Raw genomic sequence first — 19150 nt, forward strand, 5'->3', positions numbered from 1 at the left:
TGCCCGCAATCATCCGCCAGGAGGCCGCCATGCCCTACCGTCCCAACCCACGTCGTCCGTTGCCTGTTCAGCTTAGTGCGCTGCGACTGACCGGCAGTATCGCCCTGGGCATGTGGCTGGGCTTTCTGGCCATCGCCCTGACCTGCTGGCTGCTCTCGCGTTTCGTGTTCACCGAACAACTGGCGCCCGTCGCTCAGGCGGTGCAGCAACTGGCCAGGCCACCCGCGACCGTCCAGGTCCAACCGGACACTGCGCCACAGAGTCCGCTGTTCGAGCAGTACGAAGAGAACCTGCGCAAGAACGAGCAGCAGGCACGGCTCGATCAGGCGCGCGGCAGCACGCGTAATCAGTCGAACCCCAAATGCCAGTTCTGGCTGCAACAGGATCAGACCGCGCCGAGCGAAAAGAGCCGCGCCAACGTTTTGCAATTCTGCGATTGATCATGAACAAGCACACTGTCCACCAGTTGATCCTCGACAGACTGCGCGTCGATCTCGACATCGCCGAACGCGCCGCGCAGACCGCTTACGAAACCGCGACCCACGAAGAGAACATTGCTGAGAACAAGTACGACACGCTCGGGCTCGAGGCGTCGTATCTGGCGGCGGGACAGGCGAAACGGGTCGAGGAAATCCGTCAGTCGCTGGCGCTGTGCCAGAACCTGACGTTGCGTGCCTACGACGAAAATCGTGGCATCGAGGTCGGCGCCCTGCTCGGCCTTGAAGACGAAAAGGGTCGCGAGCAATGGCTGTTCCTGGCCCCGGATGCGGCGGGCCTGAAAGTCGATGTGGTGGGTCAGCCGATTACCGTCATCACCCCGCGCTCACCGCTGGGCAAAAGCCTGCTGGGCAAGCTCGAAGGTGATGAGGTGGAGATTCTGGTGGCGGGCACCCGGCAACAGTTCGCTGTCACCGAGGTGCTCTGAGGCGGGGTCTTAGTGGACCGGCAGTTCGACACCGTCGAACAGCTCTTCCAGCTCCTGCTTGTTGTGGCACTGGATGGCCTTGGCCATCACTTCGCGGGTCAGGTGCGGGGCAAACTTCTCGATGAAGTCGCACATGAAACCACGCAGGAAGGTGCCGCGACGGAAACCGATCTTGGTGATGCTCGACTCGAACAGCTCGCTGGCATCCAGCACCACCAGGTCGTTGTCGAGTTTGGTGTCGACCGCCATCTTGGCCACGATGCCCACGCCCAGGCCGAGGCGCACGTAGGTTTTGATCACGTCGGCGTCAGCTGCGGTGAACACCACTTTAGGCGTCAGGCCACGATGGCTGAAGGCTTCGTCGAGTTTCGAACGGCCGGTGAAACCGAATACATAAGTCACGATCGGATATTCGGCCAGCGCTTCGAGGGTCAGCTTCGGCAGTTTGGTCAGCGGGTGGCCCTGCGGCACGACCACACAGCGGTTCCAGCGATAGCACGGCATCATTACCAGGTCACCGAACAACTCCAGCGCTTCGGTGGCAATGGCGAAATCGACGGTGCCGTCAGCGGCCATCTCGGCGATCTGCATCGGCGAACCCTGGTGCATGTGCAGCGCCACGTCCGGGTATTGCTTGATGAAATTGCTGATCACCGGCGGCAGTGCATAACGCGCCTGGGTGTGGGTGGTGGCGATCGACAGGGTGCCTTTTTTCTCGTTGGAGAATTCCTGGGCGATCTGCTTGATGCTTTCGACCTTGCGCAGGATCTCGCCAGCGGTGGTGATGATGCGCTCGCCAGCCGGGGTAACGCGCGTCAGGTGCTTGCCGCTGCGGGCGAACACTTCAACGCCCAGTTCGTCTTCCAGCAGGCGGATCTGTTTACTGATACCCGGTTGCGAGGTGTAAAGGCTTTGGGCTGTAGCGGAAACGTTGAGGTCGTGGTGCGCCACTTCCCAGATGTAGCGCAATTGTTGAAGCTTCATATGTATCCCTCAAAGCAGGTAGACGCCACGGGCATCAGCGACGGTATATAACTATATTAATGGTTTGATGAATAAATCTAGAACTTTTTTATCAAAGCGCCATTATTCCCGCTTCAGCGATCCCCCCGGCGCCGACGCTCCACCAACGGCACCAGATAGACCGGCACCTTGGCCAATTGCAGGACTCGAGTCGCCGTGCGCCCCAAAGGGGTTTCCACCCCAACACCGTGGCTGTGAGTGCCTACGATCAGCAAATCCACCGAGAGTTTCTGCACCTGGTCGAGAATCACCTGCGACGGATCTCCCTGCACCACCCGAACCGCACAAATCCGCTGCAGATCCTGCTCGCCCTCCTCGCCCAGCTCTTCGCGAAAACTGTCCAGCACCCGCTGCTCGATACTGGCGATGACAGTTTTCAGACCCTGACTGTGGAATTCGTTCAACGCCTGCTCGTCGAGATAGCTCTGCAACACCGACTCGGCAAACAGCCCCATGGGCTCCACCGCATGCACCACATACAAGTCGGCATTGAATGTTCGCGCCAACGCCAGGGCATGCTGCATCACTAACGGTGCGTACAGACCCAGGTCAGTGGCATACAGCATCGAACGAATCATGTGACCTCCTCGCGTGCCAACATGGCGGAGATTTGATTCAGCTTAGCAGTGCCTTGGCGAGTACGACGTGTGACGCAACGTCTTGAAGCACTGGGGCTTTAGATCGATGGTTCGTTGCTGATGCCGTGAGGCACGTGACCGGTGGCAACCACTTCGCGGGCAAGTTCGCAATGGCCGGCCTGATCGTCGAAAAACACGTCGGCGGCAAAGGCTTCGAGAAATGCCGATTTGGTCAGCCCGCCGAGGAACAGCGATTCGTCGAGACGGATGTCCCACTCGCGCAAGGTGCGGATCACCCGCTCATGGGCCGGCGCCGAACGCGCGGTGACCAGCGCGGTGCGGATCGGGCAGTCGTTCTCGGGGAACTCGCGTTGCAGCGCATTGAGCGCCGCGAGGAAGCCTTTGAACGGCCCGCCGCGCAAGGGCTCGCGCGCCGCCTCTCGCTCCTTGGCCTGAAACGCCTCCAGCCCGCCGGACTGATAAATGCGCTCGGACTCATCGGAAAACAGCACCGCGTCGCCGTCGAAGGCAATGCGCAACTCATCACTGGCGGCACGGCTGGCGCCACCGGACAGAATCGTCGCTGCCGCAAATCCGGCGTCCAGCGCGGCGCGCACATCCTCGGCATGCGTGGACAGAAACAGGTCACAGCCGAAGGCCTTGAGGTACGGATACGGACTGCGCCCGCCGACGAAGGCCGCCCGGGAGATGTCCAGCCCATAGTGATGAATCGAGTTGAAAGCGCGCAGACCGGTGTCGGCACTGTTACGCGAAACCAGAATCACCTCGACCCGGGCACGGTCAAGGCGACTGTTGAGGCTCAGAAGTTTTTCCACCAGCGGAAAGGCATCGCCGGGCGCGAGAATCTCGTCTTCGTGTTCGATCTGATATTGCCGATAGGCTTCGACGCCGCCCGACAGGTAGACCTTGTGACTCTCGCTCAGGTCGAACAAGGCGCGAGACGAAATCGCCAGCACCAGTTTGTCATCGATGTTCTTGGCCATGCCTTCCCCCACTCCCGCAAAGAACCGACTCAGGTGTTGCGTCGGTCAATAAAACTCAACGTGCGATACAACGCTTCGATACGCGGCAGTTCACACCCTGCCGCCTTGGCTGCCGCCAATGGCCGGGCATAAATCGCCTGTAGTTCCAGCGGCCGTTTGTGCAGAAAATCGTGGTACATGCTCGGCCAATAGTCGGGCATCTTCTCGGTCATCATGAACAGGTACTCGGCATAACCGGGCGGCATGTCGTGACCACAGGCCTTGGCGCCCAGCACCACTTCGGCCATCAACGCCTGGATCAGCGCGCGACTGTCAGCGTCGGCCATCAGCGGCGTGGTGCCGGCACCGAGCACAACCGAGAGACCGTTGTAGGGAATATTCCAGACCAGTTTCTGCCAGCGAGCCTGTTGCAGGTTGGGCATCGCCTGGGAATCGATGCCGGCGGCACGGAACAGCCCGGCACCCGCCTCGACGATCGCCATGCGCGCCGCGTCGTCCGTTGCCGGGCCACTGTGGTAGCCGACGTTGACCGCGCCCAGTGCCTGATGGGTGATGTGCCCCGGCCCTTCGCGATGCACGCAGATCAGACACAGGCCACCGAGCAGATGCAGGGTCTCGGGCAGCAACTCCCGCAGGCTGTCTTCGACGTCCAGACCGTTTTGCAGCACCAGCACCTTCGCTCCGGGTTTGGCTGCAGCAATGATCGCCGGGGCCAGCCCGGCGCTGCTGGTAGTCTTGGCGCCGACCAGCAGCCAGTCGCAGGCCGGCATGTCGTCGGCCTTGGCGTAGGCTTGCACCGGATTGAGCGTCAGGCTGCCGTGGACCGCACTGTCCACCTGCAAACCACGTTCGGCCACTGCCGAGAATTCGCTGCGCAGCAAAAAGTGCACATCAAACCCGGCTCGCGCCAGCATCAACCCGTAGAACCCGCCGATTGCCCCGGTGCCAATGATCCCGATCACTGGTTTGTTGTCTGCTTCCACCATCTATGGCAACTCCTCTGCAATTCGCCCCAGCGCCTGCGCCACGGCCGCGTTCAGCGCATCGGCGGTCAGGCGCGTATGCATTGCCCCAAAAAACTCGCCGTCGCGCACCACAAACAGCGCCGGCAAATGAAAGACCTGATAGCGCTCCACCAACCCGCCGTTGTCACCGGCATCGATCCAGCACAGCCGATCGACCGCCAGCTCGAAGCCGGGCAACACCTCTCTGGCATAGCGGCAGCTGGAACAGCCGACGCTGGTGAAAATCACCAGAGAAATGCCGCTCATCGCCAGCAGCCGCTGGTCGGCGTCGAAATCGGTCAGTTGCGATTCGACCACTATACTGGGGGAAACAATGTCAAATGGCCGACACAGGGAGTCTGTGCTCATGGGACGTTTCATTCCTCATCCGGACGAAGTGCCTGTCGAATTAACGTTACTCAAGCCCGAGTGCATTTCCAGGCAACAGCTGCACACTATCAGCCTCGGCGGGATCGCTTGCAATTATCACCGTGCCTGGCGCCACGGCACCGCCCTTGAGGTGCGCCTGCCGACGCTCAACGCCGACATCTGTTATCCGGGCTATGTGGCGTGGTGCCTGCGGCGCAAAAAAGGCTATCTGGTGGGGATCGCGTTCACCGATGAGCAGACGCTGTTCAGCGCCCGGATGGGCGAACAGGTGTGCCAGATCGAACGCTATTGCCGCATGAACGAAGCCCACGACGACCTGCAGGATATTCAGGCGCTGGCCCTGCAATGGGTCGAACAACACGCCGACGAGTTCTCCCACGACAGCGTGCGCAAGGCTTTTGCCCAGCCAGTGCTGGATTAAAGCGGCGTTTGCCCATTGTCGAGCCGCGTCTGACGCGCTAAGGTTCGGCTCCCCGACGCGCTTAAATCTGCTGTGCTCCGCCGCGCGGGGATCGCTGGCGGCCGGCACCCGTGACCTGACGAGTAAACGATGGCTGATTTACCGATCAACGACCTAAACGTCGCCTCTAACGAGACCCTGATCACTCCCGATCAGCTCAAGCGTGATATCCCTCTGAGCGACGCTGCCCTGCGCACCGTCACCAAGGGCCGCGAAGTCATTCGCAACATTCTTGATGGCACCGACCACCGTCTGTTCGTAGTGATCGGCCCGTGCTCGATCCACGACATCAAGGCTGCCCACGAATACGCTGACCGCCTGAAGGAATTGGCGGCGGAAGTCTCCGATACCCTGTATCTGGTTATGCGCGTGTATTTCGAGAAGCCACGGACCACCGTCGGCTGGAAAGGCCTGATCAACGACCCGTACCTGGACGACTCGTTCAAGATCCAGGACGGTCTGCACATCGGTCGCCAGTTGCTGCTGGACCTGGCCGAAAAAGGCCTGCCGACCGCCACCGAAGCCCTCGACCCGATCTCCCCGCAGTACCTGCAGGACCTGATCAGCTGGTCGGCCATCGGCGCGCGTACCACCGAATCCCAGACTCACCGTGAAATGGCTTCTGGCCTGTCCTCGGCGGTCGGCTTCAAGAACGGCACCGACGGTGGCCTGACCGTGGCGATCAACGCCCTGCAGTCGGTCTCCAGCCCGCACCGCTTCCTGGGGATCAACCAGGAAGGTGGCGTGTCGATCGTCACCACCAAGGGCAACGCCTACGGTCATGTAGTGCTGCGTGGCGGCAACGGCAAGCCGAACTACGATTCGGTCAGCGTCGCCCTGTGCGAGCAGGCGCTGAACAAAGCGAAGATCAAGCCGAACATCATGGTCGATTGCAGCCACGCCAACTCCAACAAGGACCCGGCCCTGCAACCGCTGGTGATGGAAAACGTCGCCAACCAGATCCTCGAAGGCAACCATTCGATCATCGGCCTGATGGTCGAGAGTCATCTGAACTGGGGCTGCCAGGCGATCCCGAAAGACCTCGCCGACCTGCAATACGGCGTGTCGATCACCGACGCCTGCATCGACTGGGCCGCCACCGAGAACACCCTGCGCAGCATGCACGCCAAGCTCAAGGATGTTCTGCCGAAACGTCAGCGCAGCTGATCAGCGTTTGGCAGGCATAAAAAAACGCCGGGCATTGCCCGGCGTTTTTGTGTGTAGGGGATTTTTCAGATTTTCGCGGCGCGCTTCTGATGGCGCTCCATGTAGCGCTCGACGTAGGAGCACGACGGGATCACCGTGTAGCCCATTTCCTCGGCGTATTGCAGCGCACTTTCGGTCAGCGCTGCCGCAATGCCTCGGCCACGCAGGGCGTTGGGCACGAAGGTGCGATAGATATCCAGGGTCTGTTTCCCCAGATCCATATAGGTCAGGTAGGCACGATGACCGTCCACATTGGTCTCGAACTGATGACCAGCCTGGTCATGGTGGATGGACAACGCCTCGCTCATCACTACTCCTCGCGGGTCTTGAATTCTGACCCCTACCTTACCGATGTTTTTCCGGCGAAGGAACATCTACGCCACCCCGTGCCTGATGGACACCGAGAAGAGCCACACCGATCTCGCGCAACCGAGCACCTGCTAAATAGTAGGCACCATTGGCAAAAATGCTCAAGGTGCGCTCGTCATCATGCTCGTTGACCGGGTGACTCCGAGGGGCGCAGCGGCAGGCGCGGGGACGATCTTCCCAGTGCGCTCACCTGAACATTGCCGGATGTCGAGACTTAAGACGCAGCCTCTTCTTTAAAGTCACCTCAAGAGGGACAAAGATATGTGAGGTGTCATGCAAAATCGGAACAAAAGTGTAGACGAATTCATCTAGACAGACTTGGTGCAAGACGGCAAAAACTGTACAGGGCAATGGGAACTTTTTCTCATTAACCGGCTCAAGCCGGGGCTTGCAGCTGGATATTTTTTATACAGCCCCGTTAAAAGTTGCTCGAAAAAGAATCAACGCCTACAATTTTTTTTGCTTCTTGCGCTACGTCAGTTTACTTACTACAAGTAATGGGTAGTATGTACGCCGGCTATTTCCTCAATCGGAGGAGAAAGCCACTTAATTGAAAGTCCTTGAAGGGGAACACGATGAACAACGTTCTGAAATTCTCTGCTCTGGCTCTGGCCGCAGTTCTGGCTACCGGTTGCAGCAGCGCATCGAAAGAAACCGAAGCACGTCTGACCGCTACTGAAGACGCAGCTGCTCGCGCTCAAGCTCGTGCAGACGAAGCATACCGTAAAGCTGATGAAGCTCTGGCTGCTGCTCAAAAAGCACAACAGACTGCTGACGAAGCTAACGAGCGTGCTCTGCGTATGCTGGACAAAGCTAGCCGCAAGTAATAATCCCTCGGGATTGTTATCAAGCCGACCCAGTTTCTGGGTCGGCTTTTTTGTGCCTGCAGTTTTTGTCCGGGCAATAAAAAACCCGCCGACGCTTCACGCATCGGCGGGTCTGGATCGATCTTATTGCTGCAGGTCGATCGGCGCACTCGAGACTATCGGTGCCGAGGTATTCGGCGTGCCGATTTCAGTTGGCAAGCCATCTTCGGCCGCCACCACATCACGCACTACATCCCAGTTCACGCGCAGGTTGTTGGTCACGTCTTCGCGCTTGAGCATCGCGTTGATCACCGCCGTGTGCTTGTCGACCACCGACGGGTTGCCCTTGTCGTCGATCGGCGTGTGCGCTTCCAGATAGACCTTGCCGCCACTGCTGCCAAACTTGTACGCGTCGTTGAGGATGCGCACCGAAGTGCCGACCGGCACCATCGCCGCCATTTCCAGCACGTTGTTATTGAACATGCGGAAGCAGCCGTGGCTGGTGCGCATGCCGATGCCGAATTTCTTGTTCGAACCGTGGATCAGGTAGCCCGGCGTGCCCAGGGTGAACTTGAACGGCCCCAGCGGGTTGTCAGGACCGGCCGGCACCACGTTCGGCAGCGGATCACCATCCGCGGCGTGCTCGGCCTTGATCGACGCTGGAGGGGTCCAGGTCGGGTTCGGCGTCTTGGCGGTGATGGTGGTGTGCGCGATCGGCGAACCCCAGCCTTCACGGCCGATACCCAGCGGGAAGGTGTACACCACGTTCCGGCCTTTCGGGTAGTAGTAGAGGCGGTATTCGGCGAGGTTGATCACGATGCCTTCGCGCGGACCCGGCGGCAGGATGAATCGCGTCGGCAGGACGATTTCCGTACCGGCGCCTGGCAGCCAGGCATCGACGCCCGGGTTGGCCGCGACCATTTCCGAATAGCCCAAGTCGTATTTGGTTCCCAGGTCAGCGAAGGTGTCTTCGTACTTGGCCTTGATCACCTGCACCTGGCCGATGATGTCCTCACCGGGTGGTGGCAGGGGAAACTCCAATGCAGCAACGGGACCGGCCACACACAGGGCGGCAAGTGACAGGCAGCGGGTGACGGCAGGAAAGCGCGGCAACATCCGGAAAATCCTTCGCATGATCAACAAGGGTATAAGCGCGCGATTGTACACCGCGCTTTGAATATTCGGGGAGACACGAGACCTGTGGCGAGGGAGCTTTCACCCGCAGGACCGCGCAGCAGGCCTTGACGGTAGCCAGCAAACGCATTCATGAAATTGTGTTTAACATTTTTGCGACGGCTGCGCAGCCGGACGGGAGCGAGCGCCCTCGCCACAATGGTTCGCGCGCGGCCCTAGAGTTCGAAACGCAACTCGGGCCAGATCGGCGAGGTGCCGCGCTTCTGCGATTCGAGAATCGCCCGACACAACGAACACAGGCGCTGATCCTGGAACACCCGGCGATCGACACTCGACCAGCGTGGTTGCGCCGGCAGCAGGCTGCCGCACAACGTCCGGTCGGCCGAGCCACCGAGTTCGAGCTGACGGGTCACCAGATGCACCCGTACTTCCTGGCAGGCGAACAGATCCAGCTGTTCGTCAGGCTCGATCAGTTGGTAGGCAAACAGGGACCAGGCAGGACGCGGCATCGGGGGCTCCAAATAAGGGGGCGCCACATTAGCCGAAAGCCTGCCACTAGAAAAGCCTCATAACAGCGGTTTTAGCGTCGGCCAGACATTTTCCAGCAACTTGCCCTGAGCCCCGGCCGCCGGGTGCAGTCCGTCGGCCTGCATCAGGTCGGGATGGCCACCCACACCGTCGAGGAAAAACGGCACCAGCGGGATCTTTTTCTCGTCGGCAAGCTCGCCGTAAACCTTGGCGAAGGCATCGGTGTAACGCTTGCCGTAGTTGGGCGGCAGTTGCATGCCGAGCAGCAGCACCTTGGCACCACTCTGGCGCGAGCTGTCGATCATCGCCGCAAGGTTTTGTTGCAATTGCGTTGGCGGCATTCCGCGCAGGCCATCATTGCCGCCCAGCTCGAGGATCACCAGCTCCGGCTTATGCTCTGCAAGCAGCGCCGGCAGCCGCGCCTGGCCTCCGGCACTGGTGTCGCCACTGATCGAAGCATTGACCACTTTGTCGTCAAAACCCTCCTGCTTAAGCCGTTGCTCGAGCAGCGATACCCACCCCAAGCGGGTATCCAGTCCGAAACCGGCGCTGATACTATCGCCAACGATCAGGACAGTACCCGCCGCTGCGTTCTGGGCCATGCACATCAAGGCCAGGCCAGCACTCAAAAACCACACACGCATCGGATTCTCCATGGGCGCAAGCATTCTCACCGCGAAGAACCTTAGCAAAGTGGTTCCCAGCGCGGAAGGTGAACTGACCATCCTGCACGAACTCAGCCTGGAACTGAACAAGGGCGACAGCCTGGCCATCGTCGGCGCGTCCGGTTCCGGCAAATCCACCCTGCTCGGCCTGCTCGCCGGCCTCGACTTGCCGAGCAGCGGCGAAGTCATGCTGGCCGGGCGAGGCCTGAGTAATCTCGACGAAGACCAGCGCGCACGCATCCGTGCCGAACACGTGGGTTTCGTCTTTCAATCCTTCCAGTTGCTCGACAGCCTCAACGCGCTGGAAAACGTCATGCTGCCGCTGGAACTCGATGGTCGCAAAGACGCCCGCGAGCGCGCCACTGAACTGCTGCAACGGGTCGGCCTCGGCCAGCGCCTGACGCACTCGCCACGCCAGCTCTCCGGTGGCGAACAACAGCGCGTGGCGATTGCCCGGGCTTTCGCTGCCGAGCCGGACGTGCTGTTCGCCGACGAACCCACCGGCAACCTCGACAGCCACACCGGCGAGCGCATCAGCGATTTGCTGTTCGAACTGAACAAGGAACGCGGCACCACCCTGGTGCTGGTGACCCACGACGAACGCCTGGCCCATCGCTGCCGGCGCCTGATCCGACTTGAAGCCGGGCTGCTGGTCGCCCCTCTGGAGCCTTGATGGCACGTCTGCCGCTGTTGCGTCTGTTCAGTCTCGCCATCCGCCAATTGCTGCGCGATGCCCGCGCCGGTGAATTGCGCGTGCTGTTCTTCGCCCTGGTCGTCGCAGTCGCGGCGAGCACTGCCATCGGCTATTTCGGCGCCCGTCTCAATGGCGCCATGATGCTGCGCGCCACCGAGTTCCTTGGCGCCGACCTGGTGCTGGAAGGCAGTTCGCCGGCACGCGTGGAACAGATCAAGAGCGGCACCGAGTTGCGTCTGGCTCATGCGCAGATTGTCGAGTTTTCCAGTGTCATCGCCACTGACAACGGCATTCAGTTATCGAGTATCAAAGCAGTCGACCGCGCCTACCCGCTGCGCGGCGAACTGAAAAGTGCTCCGGCCCCGTTTGCTCCGCAAACCTCTGGCGGTGAACCGCAACCCGGCGAAGCCTGGGTCGAAGCACGTCTGCTGACCGCGCTGGATCTGAAGATCGGCGACAGCATCGATGTCGGCATGAAGACCCTTAAGCTGACCCGCGTGCTGACCTACGAGCCGGATCGCGCCGGCAATTTCTACAGCCTCACGCCTCGGGTAATGATCAACCTCGACGACCTCGCCGCCACCGGCGTGGTGCAACCCGGCAGCCGGGTCAGCTACCGCGAACTGTGGCGCGGCGAACCGCAGGCGCTGGAAACCTATCGGCAACTGCTCAAACCGGGACTGGCGGCAAACCAGCGAATTCAGGATGCCCGCGATGGCAACCGACAGATCGGCGGTGCGCTGGGCAAGGCCGAGCGCTACCTGAACATGGCGAGTCTGGTCGCGGTGTTGTTGGCCGGCGTGGCCGTGGCCTTATCGGCCAACCGCTTTGCCAGTCGCCGCTTCGATGCCAGTGCCCTGCTGCGCTGCCTCGGTTTGTCGCGTCGGGAAACCATGCTGTTGTTCAGCATTCAATTGACTGTACTGGGTCTGTTCGCCGCCCTCAGCGGCGCCGTGATCGGCTGGTTGGCACAACTGGGACTGTTTGCCCTGCTGCATGATCTGCTGCCGGCGGACGTCCCGCCGGGCGGACTGTTTCCGGCGCTGGCCGGGATCGGTACCGGGCTGGTAGCGCTCGCCGGGTTCGCCCTGCCGCCGCTTGCCGCGCTGGGGCGGGTGCCACCGCTGCGAGTGCTGCGCCGCGACATGCTGCCGATTCCGTCGAGCACCTGGATGGTTTATGGCGCAGCATTAGGCGCACTTGGTTTGATCATGTGGCGCCTGAGTCTCGACCTGCTGCTGACCTTCGCCCTGCTCGGGGGCGGCGTCGTGGCGGCGCTCATTCTTGGCGGGCTGTTGCTGTTGCTGCTGAACAGCCTGCGTCGCCTGTTGGCCCGAGCATCGCTGCCGTGGCGCCTGGGCCTGGGCCAGTTGTTGCGTCATCCGCTGGCCGCTGCCGGGCAATCGCTGGCGTTCGGTCTGATCCTGCTGTCGATGGCGCTGATCGCCCTGCTGCGTGGCGAGCTGCTCGACACCTGGCAAAACCAGCTGCCGAAAAACGCCCCGAACTATTTCGCCCTGAACATCCTGCCGGCGGACAAACAGGCCTTCACCGATCACTTGGTCAACGTATCCGCTCAAGCGGCGCCCCTGTACCCAGTGGTGCCGGGACGGCTGATCAGCATCAATGGCGAACCGGTGCAGCAGATCGTCAGCAAGGATTCGGCCGGCGACCGCGCGGTTCAGCGTGACCTGAGCCTGACCTGGGCCGCCGACCTGCCGGCCGGCAATAAACTCACGGCCGGTTCGTGGTGGACCGAGCAGCCCTCGGATGACGTACCGGGCGTGTCGGTGGAAGGCAAAGTCGCCGAAAGCCTCAAGCTCAAGCTCGGCGATCACATGGTGTTCAGCGTCGGCGGGGTCAATCGTGAAGCGAAGGTCACCAGTTTGCGCGAGATCAACTGGGACAACTTCCAGCCGAACTTCTTCATGATCTTCCAGCCCGGCACGTTGAAGGATCTGCCGGCCACCTACCTGACCAGTTTCTACCTGGCGCCGGGGCATGATCAGCAGATCGTCGAGCTGTCGCGAGCGTTCCCGGCGGTGACCATCCTGCAGGTCGAAGCCTTGCTCGAACAACTGCGCAGCATCCTCGCTCAGGTCACGCTGGCGGTGGAGTATGTGTTGTTGTTCGTGTTGGCCGCAGGGATGGCAGTGTTGTTCTCCGGTTTGCAGGCAACGCTGGATGAACGCATTCGCCAAGGCGCGCTGTTGCGCGCACTGGGTGCGGAACGGCAGTTGCTGATCAAGGCGCGGCGCATCGAGTTCGGTTTGCTCGGAGCGGTCAGCGGTTTGCTCGCGGCCATCGGTTCGGAGGTGGTGAGTCTGGTGTTGTATCGCTTTGCCTTCGACCTGCCGTGGCATCCGCATCCGTGGCTGCTGGTGCTGCCGCTGATCGGTGCGGCGCTGATTGGCGGCGCGGGTGTCTTCGGTACGCGGCGAGCGCTGAATGCGAGCCCGCTGACAGTCTTGCGCGAGGGTTGATAGACTCCAGCCTTCGTCACCACAAGAAGTTGCCATGAGCCGTTATCGCCCTCCCCGCACCGCCGGCACCGCGCTGATCACCCCTGAAGGTGAAGCGCGGATGCGCGCCGAATTCCATGAGCTGTGGCATGTGCGCCGACCGCAAGTCACCCAGGCGGTCAGCGAGGCAGCGGCGCAGGGCGATCGCTCGGAAAACGCCGAGTACACCTACGGCAAAAAGATGCTGCGCGAGATCGACAGTCGCGTGCGTTTTCTCACCAAGCGCCTGGAAGCCTTGAAGGTTGTCAGCGAAAAGCCCAGCGATCCGAACAAGGTTTACTTCGGTGCCTGGGTGACCATCGAGGACGAAGACGGCAAGCAGTCGCGCTACCGCATCGTCGGCCCGGATGAACTGGATCTGAAACTCGGCCTGATCAGCATCGACTCACCGCTGGCCCGCGCCTTGATCGGCAAGGCGCTGGACGCTGAAGTCCGGGTGCAGACGCCCACCGGTGAGCAGTGCGTCTATATCGTGGCGATCGACTACCCGTAAATCTCAGCGGCGGGTGATCAAGCCTTGCCGCGCAACGCGGGTCAGTTGCTTGATCATTTCCGGGGCGTCTTCCGCGCTCGGCGCCTGAATCACCGCCAGATCGAAACTGTCGCTGGCAAAACGTGCCAGGGACTCGCCGTCTTCGACAAACTGGATCAGGAACGCGGCAGGCCCGCCACTGCGACGTGGCCAGCCATCGAGATAACGCAACAGCGTCGGCTGGTGTTTGCCGCCAAGCAGGATTTTTGGATTGCGCTGGGTGATATGTGCCGTGATCGGCGCGGGACGTGCTGGAGGGCGTAGTGCATTCATCGTGTCGTGTCTCTGCCTCAAAAGTCTGCATGGCAGGTGAGAGGCAACACCGAACCAGCGCTTTAGCGGTATTTCGAAGCCCTGTTCCGGCTTCTGACGGCAACTGTCTGAGTCACCTGGCGCCCCGCAAGTAGCTGTTTAAATCGGCGCATGAGCAACATCCTAGATAACGTGACCGATGAGTGTCAAGAATCAGCCGCAACAAAAAAGGCCCGCACAATGCGGGCCTTTTGCTGGAGCCAGAGCGCTCAACCGGCGATGGCGCGATCCACCGAAAGCTTGCCAGCGCCTTCGATCATTACGGCGAGGCTGCCACCGAGCAGCGCCAGGGCGAACTCGTAACCGTTGTTGGCCATGAACAGACCATTGCTGATGTGCACGGTGAAGATCGCCACCAGCGAGAGGAAGGTCAGACCCAGCGCAGCCGGACGCACCAGCAGGCCGATGATCAGCGCCAGACCGGCGAAAAACTCGGTACCGCCGGCCAGCGTCGCCATCAGGTAACCCGGGTGCAGGCCGATGCTGTCCATATATTGCGCGGTACCCGCCAGACCGTACCCACCAAACAGACCGAAGAGCTTCTGCGAGCCGTGGGCGGCGAAAATCACGCCGACAGCAATGCGCAGAATGGTCAGGCCGTAACCGGCGCGGGTGAACAGAACCTTGTTGATCAGAGAGCTCATGGTGCATTCCTTGTTGTGCGAGAAGTGTGTTGGGATTGGCCGCTATATTAATCAGTTAAATTCATGTTAAAAGCGCAATTATTCCGCCATTAACATCAACTTATTCGATCATTTCCGTGAGGCAACTTTCTGGCCCCGGGGCTCCAACGACTCTCGCTCCCGGTCGAACGCCAAGTAATACTTGTTCACGCTATTAACATAGCTGACGGGGCCCATGCCCACCTGCTCCATGGCGATGCGCTCGACCTGAAAGAACCACTGGTTCGGATTCAGCCCGCGTCGCCGTGCCTCGGCGCGCATGCCTTGCACACGCTCCGGACCGATGTTGTAGGCCGCCAGGGTAAACGCCATGCGCTCGCGCTCATTGAGTTTCGGGCTGTTGAAAAACTTGCGGCGGATCATCGCCAGATACTTGGCCCCGGCCTGCACATTCGCATCGAGATTCTGGATATTGTTGACGCCAACCCGCTGCGCCGCGGATGGGGTGATCTGCATCAAACCGGTCGGCCCGCCGCCACCGCGGGCACTGGGTTGCAGCGCCGATTCCTTGAACGCCAGCGCCGCCAGATTCAGCCAGTCCATGTTTTGCGCATCCGCGTGTTTCTGCAGGGTCGGGCGCAGTTTTTCCAGACGCTGGCGGTCAGCCTTGGCCAACGGATAGTGCACTTGATAGAGGCGCCGATAGATCCGCAGAAATTCAGCATCCTCGTTCGACGGCCGCTTGTAGCCGACCAGGAAGCGATCGATGCTCGACCGCAGCATCGAAGCATCGCGGCGCACGAACCAGTACTCCTCACCCGGCTCGCTGATCATCAACTGCCGATCAAAACGCAGCTTGGGCAGGATCTTGCCCCAGCGCTCGGCGATGGGCTGCTCGACGATGGTCAGGTGAAATATCCCGCCTTGCACCATCTCCAGCACATCCTCGACCGCGAGAGTGGGATCGACCCACTCGATCTTGATCGGCGCCAGTTTGTGCAACGCAAGTTTCTGATTGAGCTGGCTGACGGCCTCGCCGGCAGCGCTGCCGGTGGGCAACGCCAAGGTCTTGCCGGACAACTGCTCAACCTTGGTGTAGCGACGCTCGCCCTTGATGCCGACCAGCACCAGCGGCACGTTGCGGGCAATCGGCTCACTGCTGGCGACCGCATGGCCCGGCTGCAGATCGAGCAGTTCTCCAGGCGCGACCAGGTCACCTTCGCCGCGCTGCAAGGCGCCGAGCAGTTGATCCTTGGCTTTGGGAATGATCTTGAGGGTGATTTCCTGGCCATCGCGGGCGTGGCCATTGAGGTATTGCTCGAAGGCGCGCAGACGATGGTATTCGACACCGATGGCCTGGCCCTGGACTTCCCCGGAGCTGTTGCGGCTCTGGTTGACCAGCACCCGCAGCACACGGCTGCTGCGTATCTCCGTGAGGTCGCGGACCTTGGCGGCCGGCACGGCTTGCAGTGGCCCGGGCAGGCGCGCAACCGCCGTTATCGGCAGCAGCAGCGACGCACACAACAGGAGCAAAACCGAGGGACGATGCATCCACTCTCCGGAAAGAATACGGGGTGTTTTTCACCGCTGAACGGTCGCAAACACCGACGAAAACAGAGCGCCTGGAGCGCTGGCAAAGTGCGAGAGACTGGCACAGTGATGGCAATTCTGCCAACCCGGGCTGCGTCACGGCATCAAGAGACAGCTATAACTCTTTGTAGTTCTTGGCTTTTCTTATGAATCTACAGCTCTGGTATGCTTTCCGGCCTTCGGCCCGAGGTAGCAACCATGCAACTCATCGATATCGGCGTCAACCTGACCAATCCCAGTTTCGCCGAAAAATATCAGGCCGTGCTCGACCGCGCCTACGCTGCCGGGGTCTGCCAACTGGTGCTGACCGGCACCAGCGTCGAGGGTAGCGAGCAGGCGCTGGAGCTGTGCCAGCAACTGGATGGCAGCGGTCAACGGCTGTTCGCCACCGCCGGCATTCACCCGCATTCGGCCAGCGATTGGAGCGCCGACAGCGCGCGCCGTTTGCGCAGCCTGCTGCAAGAGAAAAACGTGGTCGCCGTGGGTGAATGCGGGTTGGACTTCAACCGCGATTTCTCGCCGCGTCCGCAACAGGAAAAGGTCCTCGAAGAACACCTGGCGCTGGCGGTAGAACTGCAATTGCCGGTGTTCCTGCACGAACGTGACGCCAGCCAGCGCCTGCTGGAAATCCTCCGGGACTTCCGCGATCAACTGCCCGCCGCCGTGGTGCATTGCTTCACCGGCGAGAAAAAAGCCCTGTTCAGTTATCTGGACCTGGACCTGCACATCGGCATCACCGGCTGGATCTGCGACGAGCGCCGGGGCACGCACCTGCATCCGCTGGTCAAAGAGATCAAGCGCGGACGACTGATGCTCGAAAGCGACGCGCCGTACCTGCTGCCGCGCACTTTGCGCCCGAAGCCGAAAAATGGCCGCAATGAACCGGCGTATCTGACCGAAGTGTTGCGCGAGGTGGCGTTGCATCGGGGTGAGACAGAGGAGGATCTGGCGGCGCATTCAACCGCTTGTGCTCGCGCATTCTTCAACCTCCCATCCCTCTCCTGACACAGCCGAAGCCCAATGTAGGAGTGAGCCTGCTCGCGATGGCGGTGTGTCAGTCGATAACGATGTCAGCTGATTCACCGCCATCGCGAGCAGGCTCACTCCTACAAGGGCGGGACGGTGCGGTCTATTGACCCGTATCAAGATCTTCAGACCTGCGTAGCGGCACAATGCTGGCACCTTGCCAAAACTGTTTCCGCTATCAGAGAAGACCTCCATGGGTGCCTGGCTTAGCAACATCTCGCTGAAATACAAATTCTGGGCGGTCAACGCGGTCGCCTTCGTCACCACTCTGCTGCTGGTGCTGTATGCCGTGCAACTCGAGCAACAGGCCCGCAGCCAAGCGTCCAAAACCTCTGCTCAGGCTCAGGCGCAATTGCTCAAGGCCTGGCCGGCCGGGCAGGCGTTGCCCAAAGGCGATCAGGTGTTGACGTTCAAACGCGGGGAAGCGCCGCGCCTCAACGACCAGCCCGTGCTGGAGATCAGCGACAACAACGGCTGGAACGAGATCAATCACCTGCCGCTGTTCGGTAATAACCCGTTGATGGGCGCCGACGTGTTCAGCCGTGCCGACGGCCAGCAAGTGGCGGTCATCGCCTACGGCCCCAGCCTGGCGCAAGTGTTCAGTGAACGCTTTGCCAACTACGCCGTTGCCGTGTTCATCCTGATGCTGGCGATGCTCGGCGCTTCGCAGTTGCTGATCCGCTTCCTGCTCAGCCAACTCAACACGCTGAAAGACGTGATGCTGCATGTCGAGAAAAGCGGCGATCTCTCGGCCCGTGTGCCGCTGGCCTGCAAAGATGAAGTCGGGCAGATGGCCAATGCGTTCAACGCGATGCAGGCCGGTTATCAGCGGGTGGTCACGACGGTTGCCAACACCGCGCGGCAACTGGACGTCGGCGCTGCGCGTCTGGCGGCGAGCATGAACGAAGTGCGCCACGGCATGCTCGGTCAGCAGAGCGAAACCGATCAGGCTGCCACCGCGATCAATGAAATGACTGCCACGGTTTATCACATCGCCCAGCACGCCGGCGCCACCCGCGATCTCTCGCAGACCGCCGATGGCCTCGCTGGCAGCGGCCAGCAAGTGGTCAGTCGCGTGCAGCAGTCGATTGCCGGACTCTCCAGCGGCGTGCAGCAGACTGCGGAGATGATCCAGCGCCTGGCCGAAGACAGCCAGAAGATCAACGGTGTGGTCAGCGTGATTCACAGCATCGCCGAGCAAACCAATCTGCTGGCCCTCAACGCCGCCATCGAAGCCGCTCGCGCTGGCGAGATGGGCCGGGGCTTCGCCGTGGTTGCCGACGAGGTACGCAATCTGGCAAAACGTGTGCAGACCTCCACCGATGAAATCACCACCATGGTCTCGGCGTTGCAGGCCGGTACCCGCGATGCGGTGGACTTCATGCAGGAGAGTTCGTACAAGGCCGACGACTGCGTGCAACAGGCGCAGGAGGCTGGCGAGGCGCTGGCGGAAATCACTGGCGCGGTGGCGCAGATGCGCGAGAGCAACACGCAGATTGCAGTGGCGGCCGAGCAGCAGAGTCAGGTGGCCGAGGAGATGAATCGCGCCGTGGTGAGCATTCGTGATGTGACCGAGAACACCGTGCAGCAGACGGTGGATTCGGCGACCACCAGTAATGAACTGGCGACGCTGGCCGGGGAGCTGAGCAAGGCAATCGGGCAGTTGAAGCTCTGAAGATCAAAAGATCGCAGCCTTCGGCAGCTCCTACAGGTGTACGCATTTCAATGTAGGCGCTGCCGAAGGCTGCGATCTTTTTTG

The 19150-nt window shown here is 61.0% G+C and carries 22 protein-coding genes; 10 read left to right on the top strand and 12 right to left on the bottom strand.

Features of this window, described 5'->3' with window-relative positions; translation table 11 throughout:
• Window positions 1–29: 29 nt before the first annotated feature.
• Both HBN98_RS05565 and HBN98_RS05570 read left to right on the top strand, forming a co-directional pair.
• The gene (locus tag HBN98_RS05565) at window positions 30–440 is read left to right on the top strand and encodes a hypothetical protein (RefSeq protein WP_083368312.1); all 411 of its coding nucleotides are present in this window, start codon (window positions 30–32) and stop codon (window positions 438–440) included.
• Window positions 441–442: 2 nt separating this feature from the next.
• Window positions 443–925, top strand: coding sequence for a GreA/GreB family elongation factor (locus tag HBN98_RS05570; protein ID WP_064588578.1), 483 nt, complete (start codon window positions 443–445; stop codon window positions 923–925).
• A 9-nt stretch (window positions 926–934) separates the two neighbouring features.
• On the opposite strand, the gene cysB is transcribed toward HBN98_RS05570, so the two are convergent.
• From cysB to HBN98_RS05595, 5 genes are all read right to left on the bottom strand, one after another.
• Entirely contained in the window at window positions 935–1909 is a 975-nt protein-coding gene (gene cysB, locus HBN98_RS05575) for an HTH-type transcriptional regulator CysB (protein ID WP_007908591.1), read from the bottom strand.
• A 113-nt stretch (window positions 1910–2022) separates the two neighbouring features.
• Window positions 2023–2526: a universal stress protein gene (locus HBN98_RS05580; RefSeq protein ID WP_064588579.1), complete on the bottom strand. Its 504-nt coding sequence runs from the start codon at window positions 2524–2526 to the stop codon at window positions 2023–2025.
• Window positions 2527–2624: 98 nt separating this feature from the next.
• A complete protein-coding gene (locus HBN98_RS05585; protein WP_064588580.1) occupies window positions 2625–3530 on the bottom strand; it encodes a 5'-nucleotidase in 906 nt (301 codons plus the stop codon).
• A gap of 29 nt (window positions 3531–3559) precedes the next feature.
• Complete coding sequence (locus tag HBN98_RS05590; protein WP_083368311.1) at window positions 3560–4516, bottom strand: putative 2-dehydropantoate 2-reductase; 957 nt, start codon at window positions 4514–4516, stop codon at window positions 3560–3562.
• The gene (locus HBN98_RS05595; protein WP_083368310.1) at window positions 4517–4903 is read right to left on the bottom strand and encodes a thioredoxin family protein; all 387 of its coding nucleotides are present in this window, start codon (window positions 4901–4903) and stop codon (window positions 4517–4519) included.
• Between HBN98_RS05595 and HBN98_RS05600 the strand changes: the two genes are divergently transcribed.
• Complete coding sequence (locus HBN98_RS05600; RefSeq protein ID WP_083368309.1) at window positions 4902–5345, top strand: PilZ domain-containing protein; 444 nt, start codon at window positions 4902–4904, stop codon at window positions 5343–5345. The two genes, HBN98_RS05595 and HBN98_RS05600, sit on opposite strands and share 2 nt — an antisense overlap.
• A 129-nt stretch (window positions 5346–5474) precedes the next feature.
• Window positions 5475–6551, top strand: coding sequence for a 3-deoxy-7-phosphoheptulonate synthase (locus HBN98_RS05605; protein WP_083368308.1), 1077 nt, complete (start codon window positions 5475–5477; stop codon window positions 6549–6551).
• Between the two features lie 65 nt (window positions 6552–6616).
• On the opposite strand, the gene HBN98_RS05610 is transcribed toward HBN98_RS05605, so the two are convergent.
• Window positions 6617–6898 (bottom strand): GNAT family N-acetyltransferase, encoded by a 282-nt coding sequence (locus HBN98_RS05610; RefSeq protein WP_025113131.1) that lies wholly within the window; start codon window positions 6896–6898, stop codon window positions 6617–6619.
• Between the two features lie 636 nt (window positions 6899–7534).
• Between HBN98_RS05610 and oprI the strand changes: the two genes are divergently transcribed.
• Complete coding sequence (gene oprI, locus HBN98_RS05615; protein WP_025113130.1) at window positions 7535–7786, top strand: outer membrane lipoprotei OprI; 252 nt, start codon at window positions 7535–7537, stop codon at window positions 7784–7786.
• 123 nt (window positions 7787–7909) lie between these two features.
• Here oprI and HBN98_RS05620 read toward each other — a convergent pair whose 3' ends face one another.
• The 3 genes from HBN98_RS05620 to HBN98_RS05630 all read right to left on the bottom strand — a co-directional run bounded on the left by HBN98_RS05620 (window position 7910) and on the right by HBN98_RS05630 (window position 10071).
• On the bottom strand, window positions 7910–8881 hold the full coding sequence (locus tag HBN98_RS05620) for a L,D-transpeptidase family protein (RefSeq protein ID WP_064588584.1): 972 nt from the start codon (window positions 8879–8881) through the stop codon (window positions 7910–7912).
• Between the two features lie 233 nt (window positions 8882–9114).
• On the bottom strand, window positions 9115–9408 hold the full coding sequence (locus HBN98_RS05625) for a hypothetical protein (protein ID WP_003226812.1): 294 nt from the start codon (window positions 9406–9408) through the stop codon (window positions 9115–9117).
• A gap of 57 nt (window positions 9409–9465) precedes the next feature.
• Window positions 9466–10071, bottom strand: coding sequence for an arylesterase (locus HBN98_RS05630; protein WP_083368307.1), 606 nt, complete (start codon window positions 10069–10071; stop codon window positions 9466–9468).
• Window positions 10072–10081: 10 nt separating this feature from the next.
• On the opposite strand from HBN98_RS05630, the gene HBN98_RS05635 reads away from it, so the two are divergent.
• Genes HBN98_RS05635 through greB form a run of 3 tightly spaced genes read left to right on the top strand, consistent with a single transcriptional unit; the run spans window position 10082 to window position 13801 of the window.
• A complete protein-coding gene (locus HBN98_RS05635; protein ID WP_083368306.1) occupies window positions 10082–10765 on the top strand; it encodes an ABC transporter ATP-binding protein in 684 nt (227 codons plus the stop codon).
• Window positions 10765–13269 carry an ABC transporter permease gene (locus HBN98_RS05640; protein WP_083368305.1) on the top strand — a complete coding sequence of 835 codons (2505 nt, stop codon included), beginning with the start codon at window positions 10765–10767 and terminating at the stop codon, window positions 13267–13269. Before HBN98_RS05635 ends, HBN98_RS05640 begins: the two co-directional genes overlap by 1 nt.
• Window positions 13270–13303: 34 nt before the next feature.
• Window positions 13304–13801, top strand: a complete 498-nt coding sequence (greB, locus tag HBN98_RS05645; RefSeq protein ID WP_064588587.1) for a transcription elongation factor GreB — start codon at window positions 13304–13306, stop codon at window positions 13799–13801.
• 3 nt (window positions 13802–13804) lie between these two features.
• Here the strand turns inward: greB and HBN98_RS05650 are convergent, their stop codons facing one another.
• The 3 genes from HBN98_RS05650 to HBN98_RS05660 all read right to left on the bottom strand — a co-directional run bounded on the left by HBN98_RS05650 (window position 13805) and on the right by HBN98_RS05660 (window position 16326).
• Window positions 13805–14113 (bottom strand): hypothetical protein, encoded by a 309-nt coding sequence (locus HBN98_RS05650; protein WP_003226820.1) that lies wholly within the window; start codon window positions 14111–14113, stop codon window positions 13805–13807.
• Window positions 14114–14361: 248 nt separating this feature from the next.
• A complete protein-coding gene (locus HBN98_RS05655; RefSeq protein ID WP_007964771.1) occupies window positions 14362–14796 on the bottom strand; it encodes a DoxX family protein in 435 nt (144 codons plus the stop codon).
• Between the two features lie 108 nt (window positions 14797–14904).
• On the bottom strand, window positions 14905–16326 hold the full coding sequence (locus HBN98_RS05660) for an MltF family protein (RefSeq protein WP_064588588.1): 1422 nt from the start codon (window positions 16324–16326) through the stop codon (window positions 14905–14907).
• A gap of 237 nt (window positions 16327–16563) precedes the next feature.
• Here HBN98_RS05660 and HBN98_RS05665 point away from each other — a divergent pair, with 237 nt between their 5' ends.
• Entirely contained in the window at window positions 16564–17370 is an 807-nt protein-coding gene (locus HBN98_RS05665; RefSeq protein ID WP_083368304.1) for a TatD family hydrolase, read from the top strand.
• Window positions 17371–17584: 214 nt separating this feature from the next.
• Window positions 17585–19066, top strand: a complete 1482-nt coding sequence (locus HBN98_RS05670; protein WP_083368303.1) for a methyl-accepting chemotaxis protein — start codon at window positions 17585–17587, stop codon at window positions 19064–19066.
• Window positions 19067–19150 lie beyond the last annotated feature (84 nt).

It is taken from the genome of Pseudomonas koreensis (assembly GCF_012986595.1).
Lineage (GTDB): Bacteria > Pseudomonadota > Gammaproteobacteria > Pseudomonadales > Pseudomonadaceae > Aquipseudomonas > Aquipseudomonas koreensis.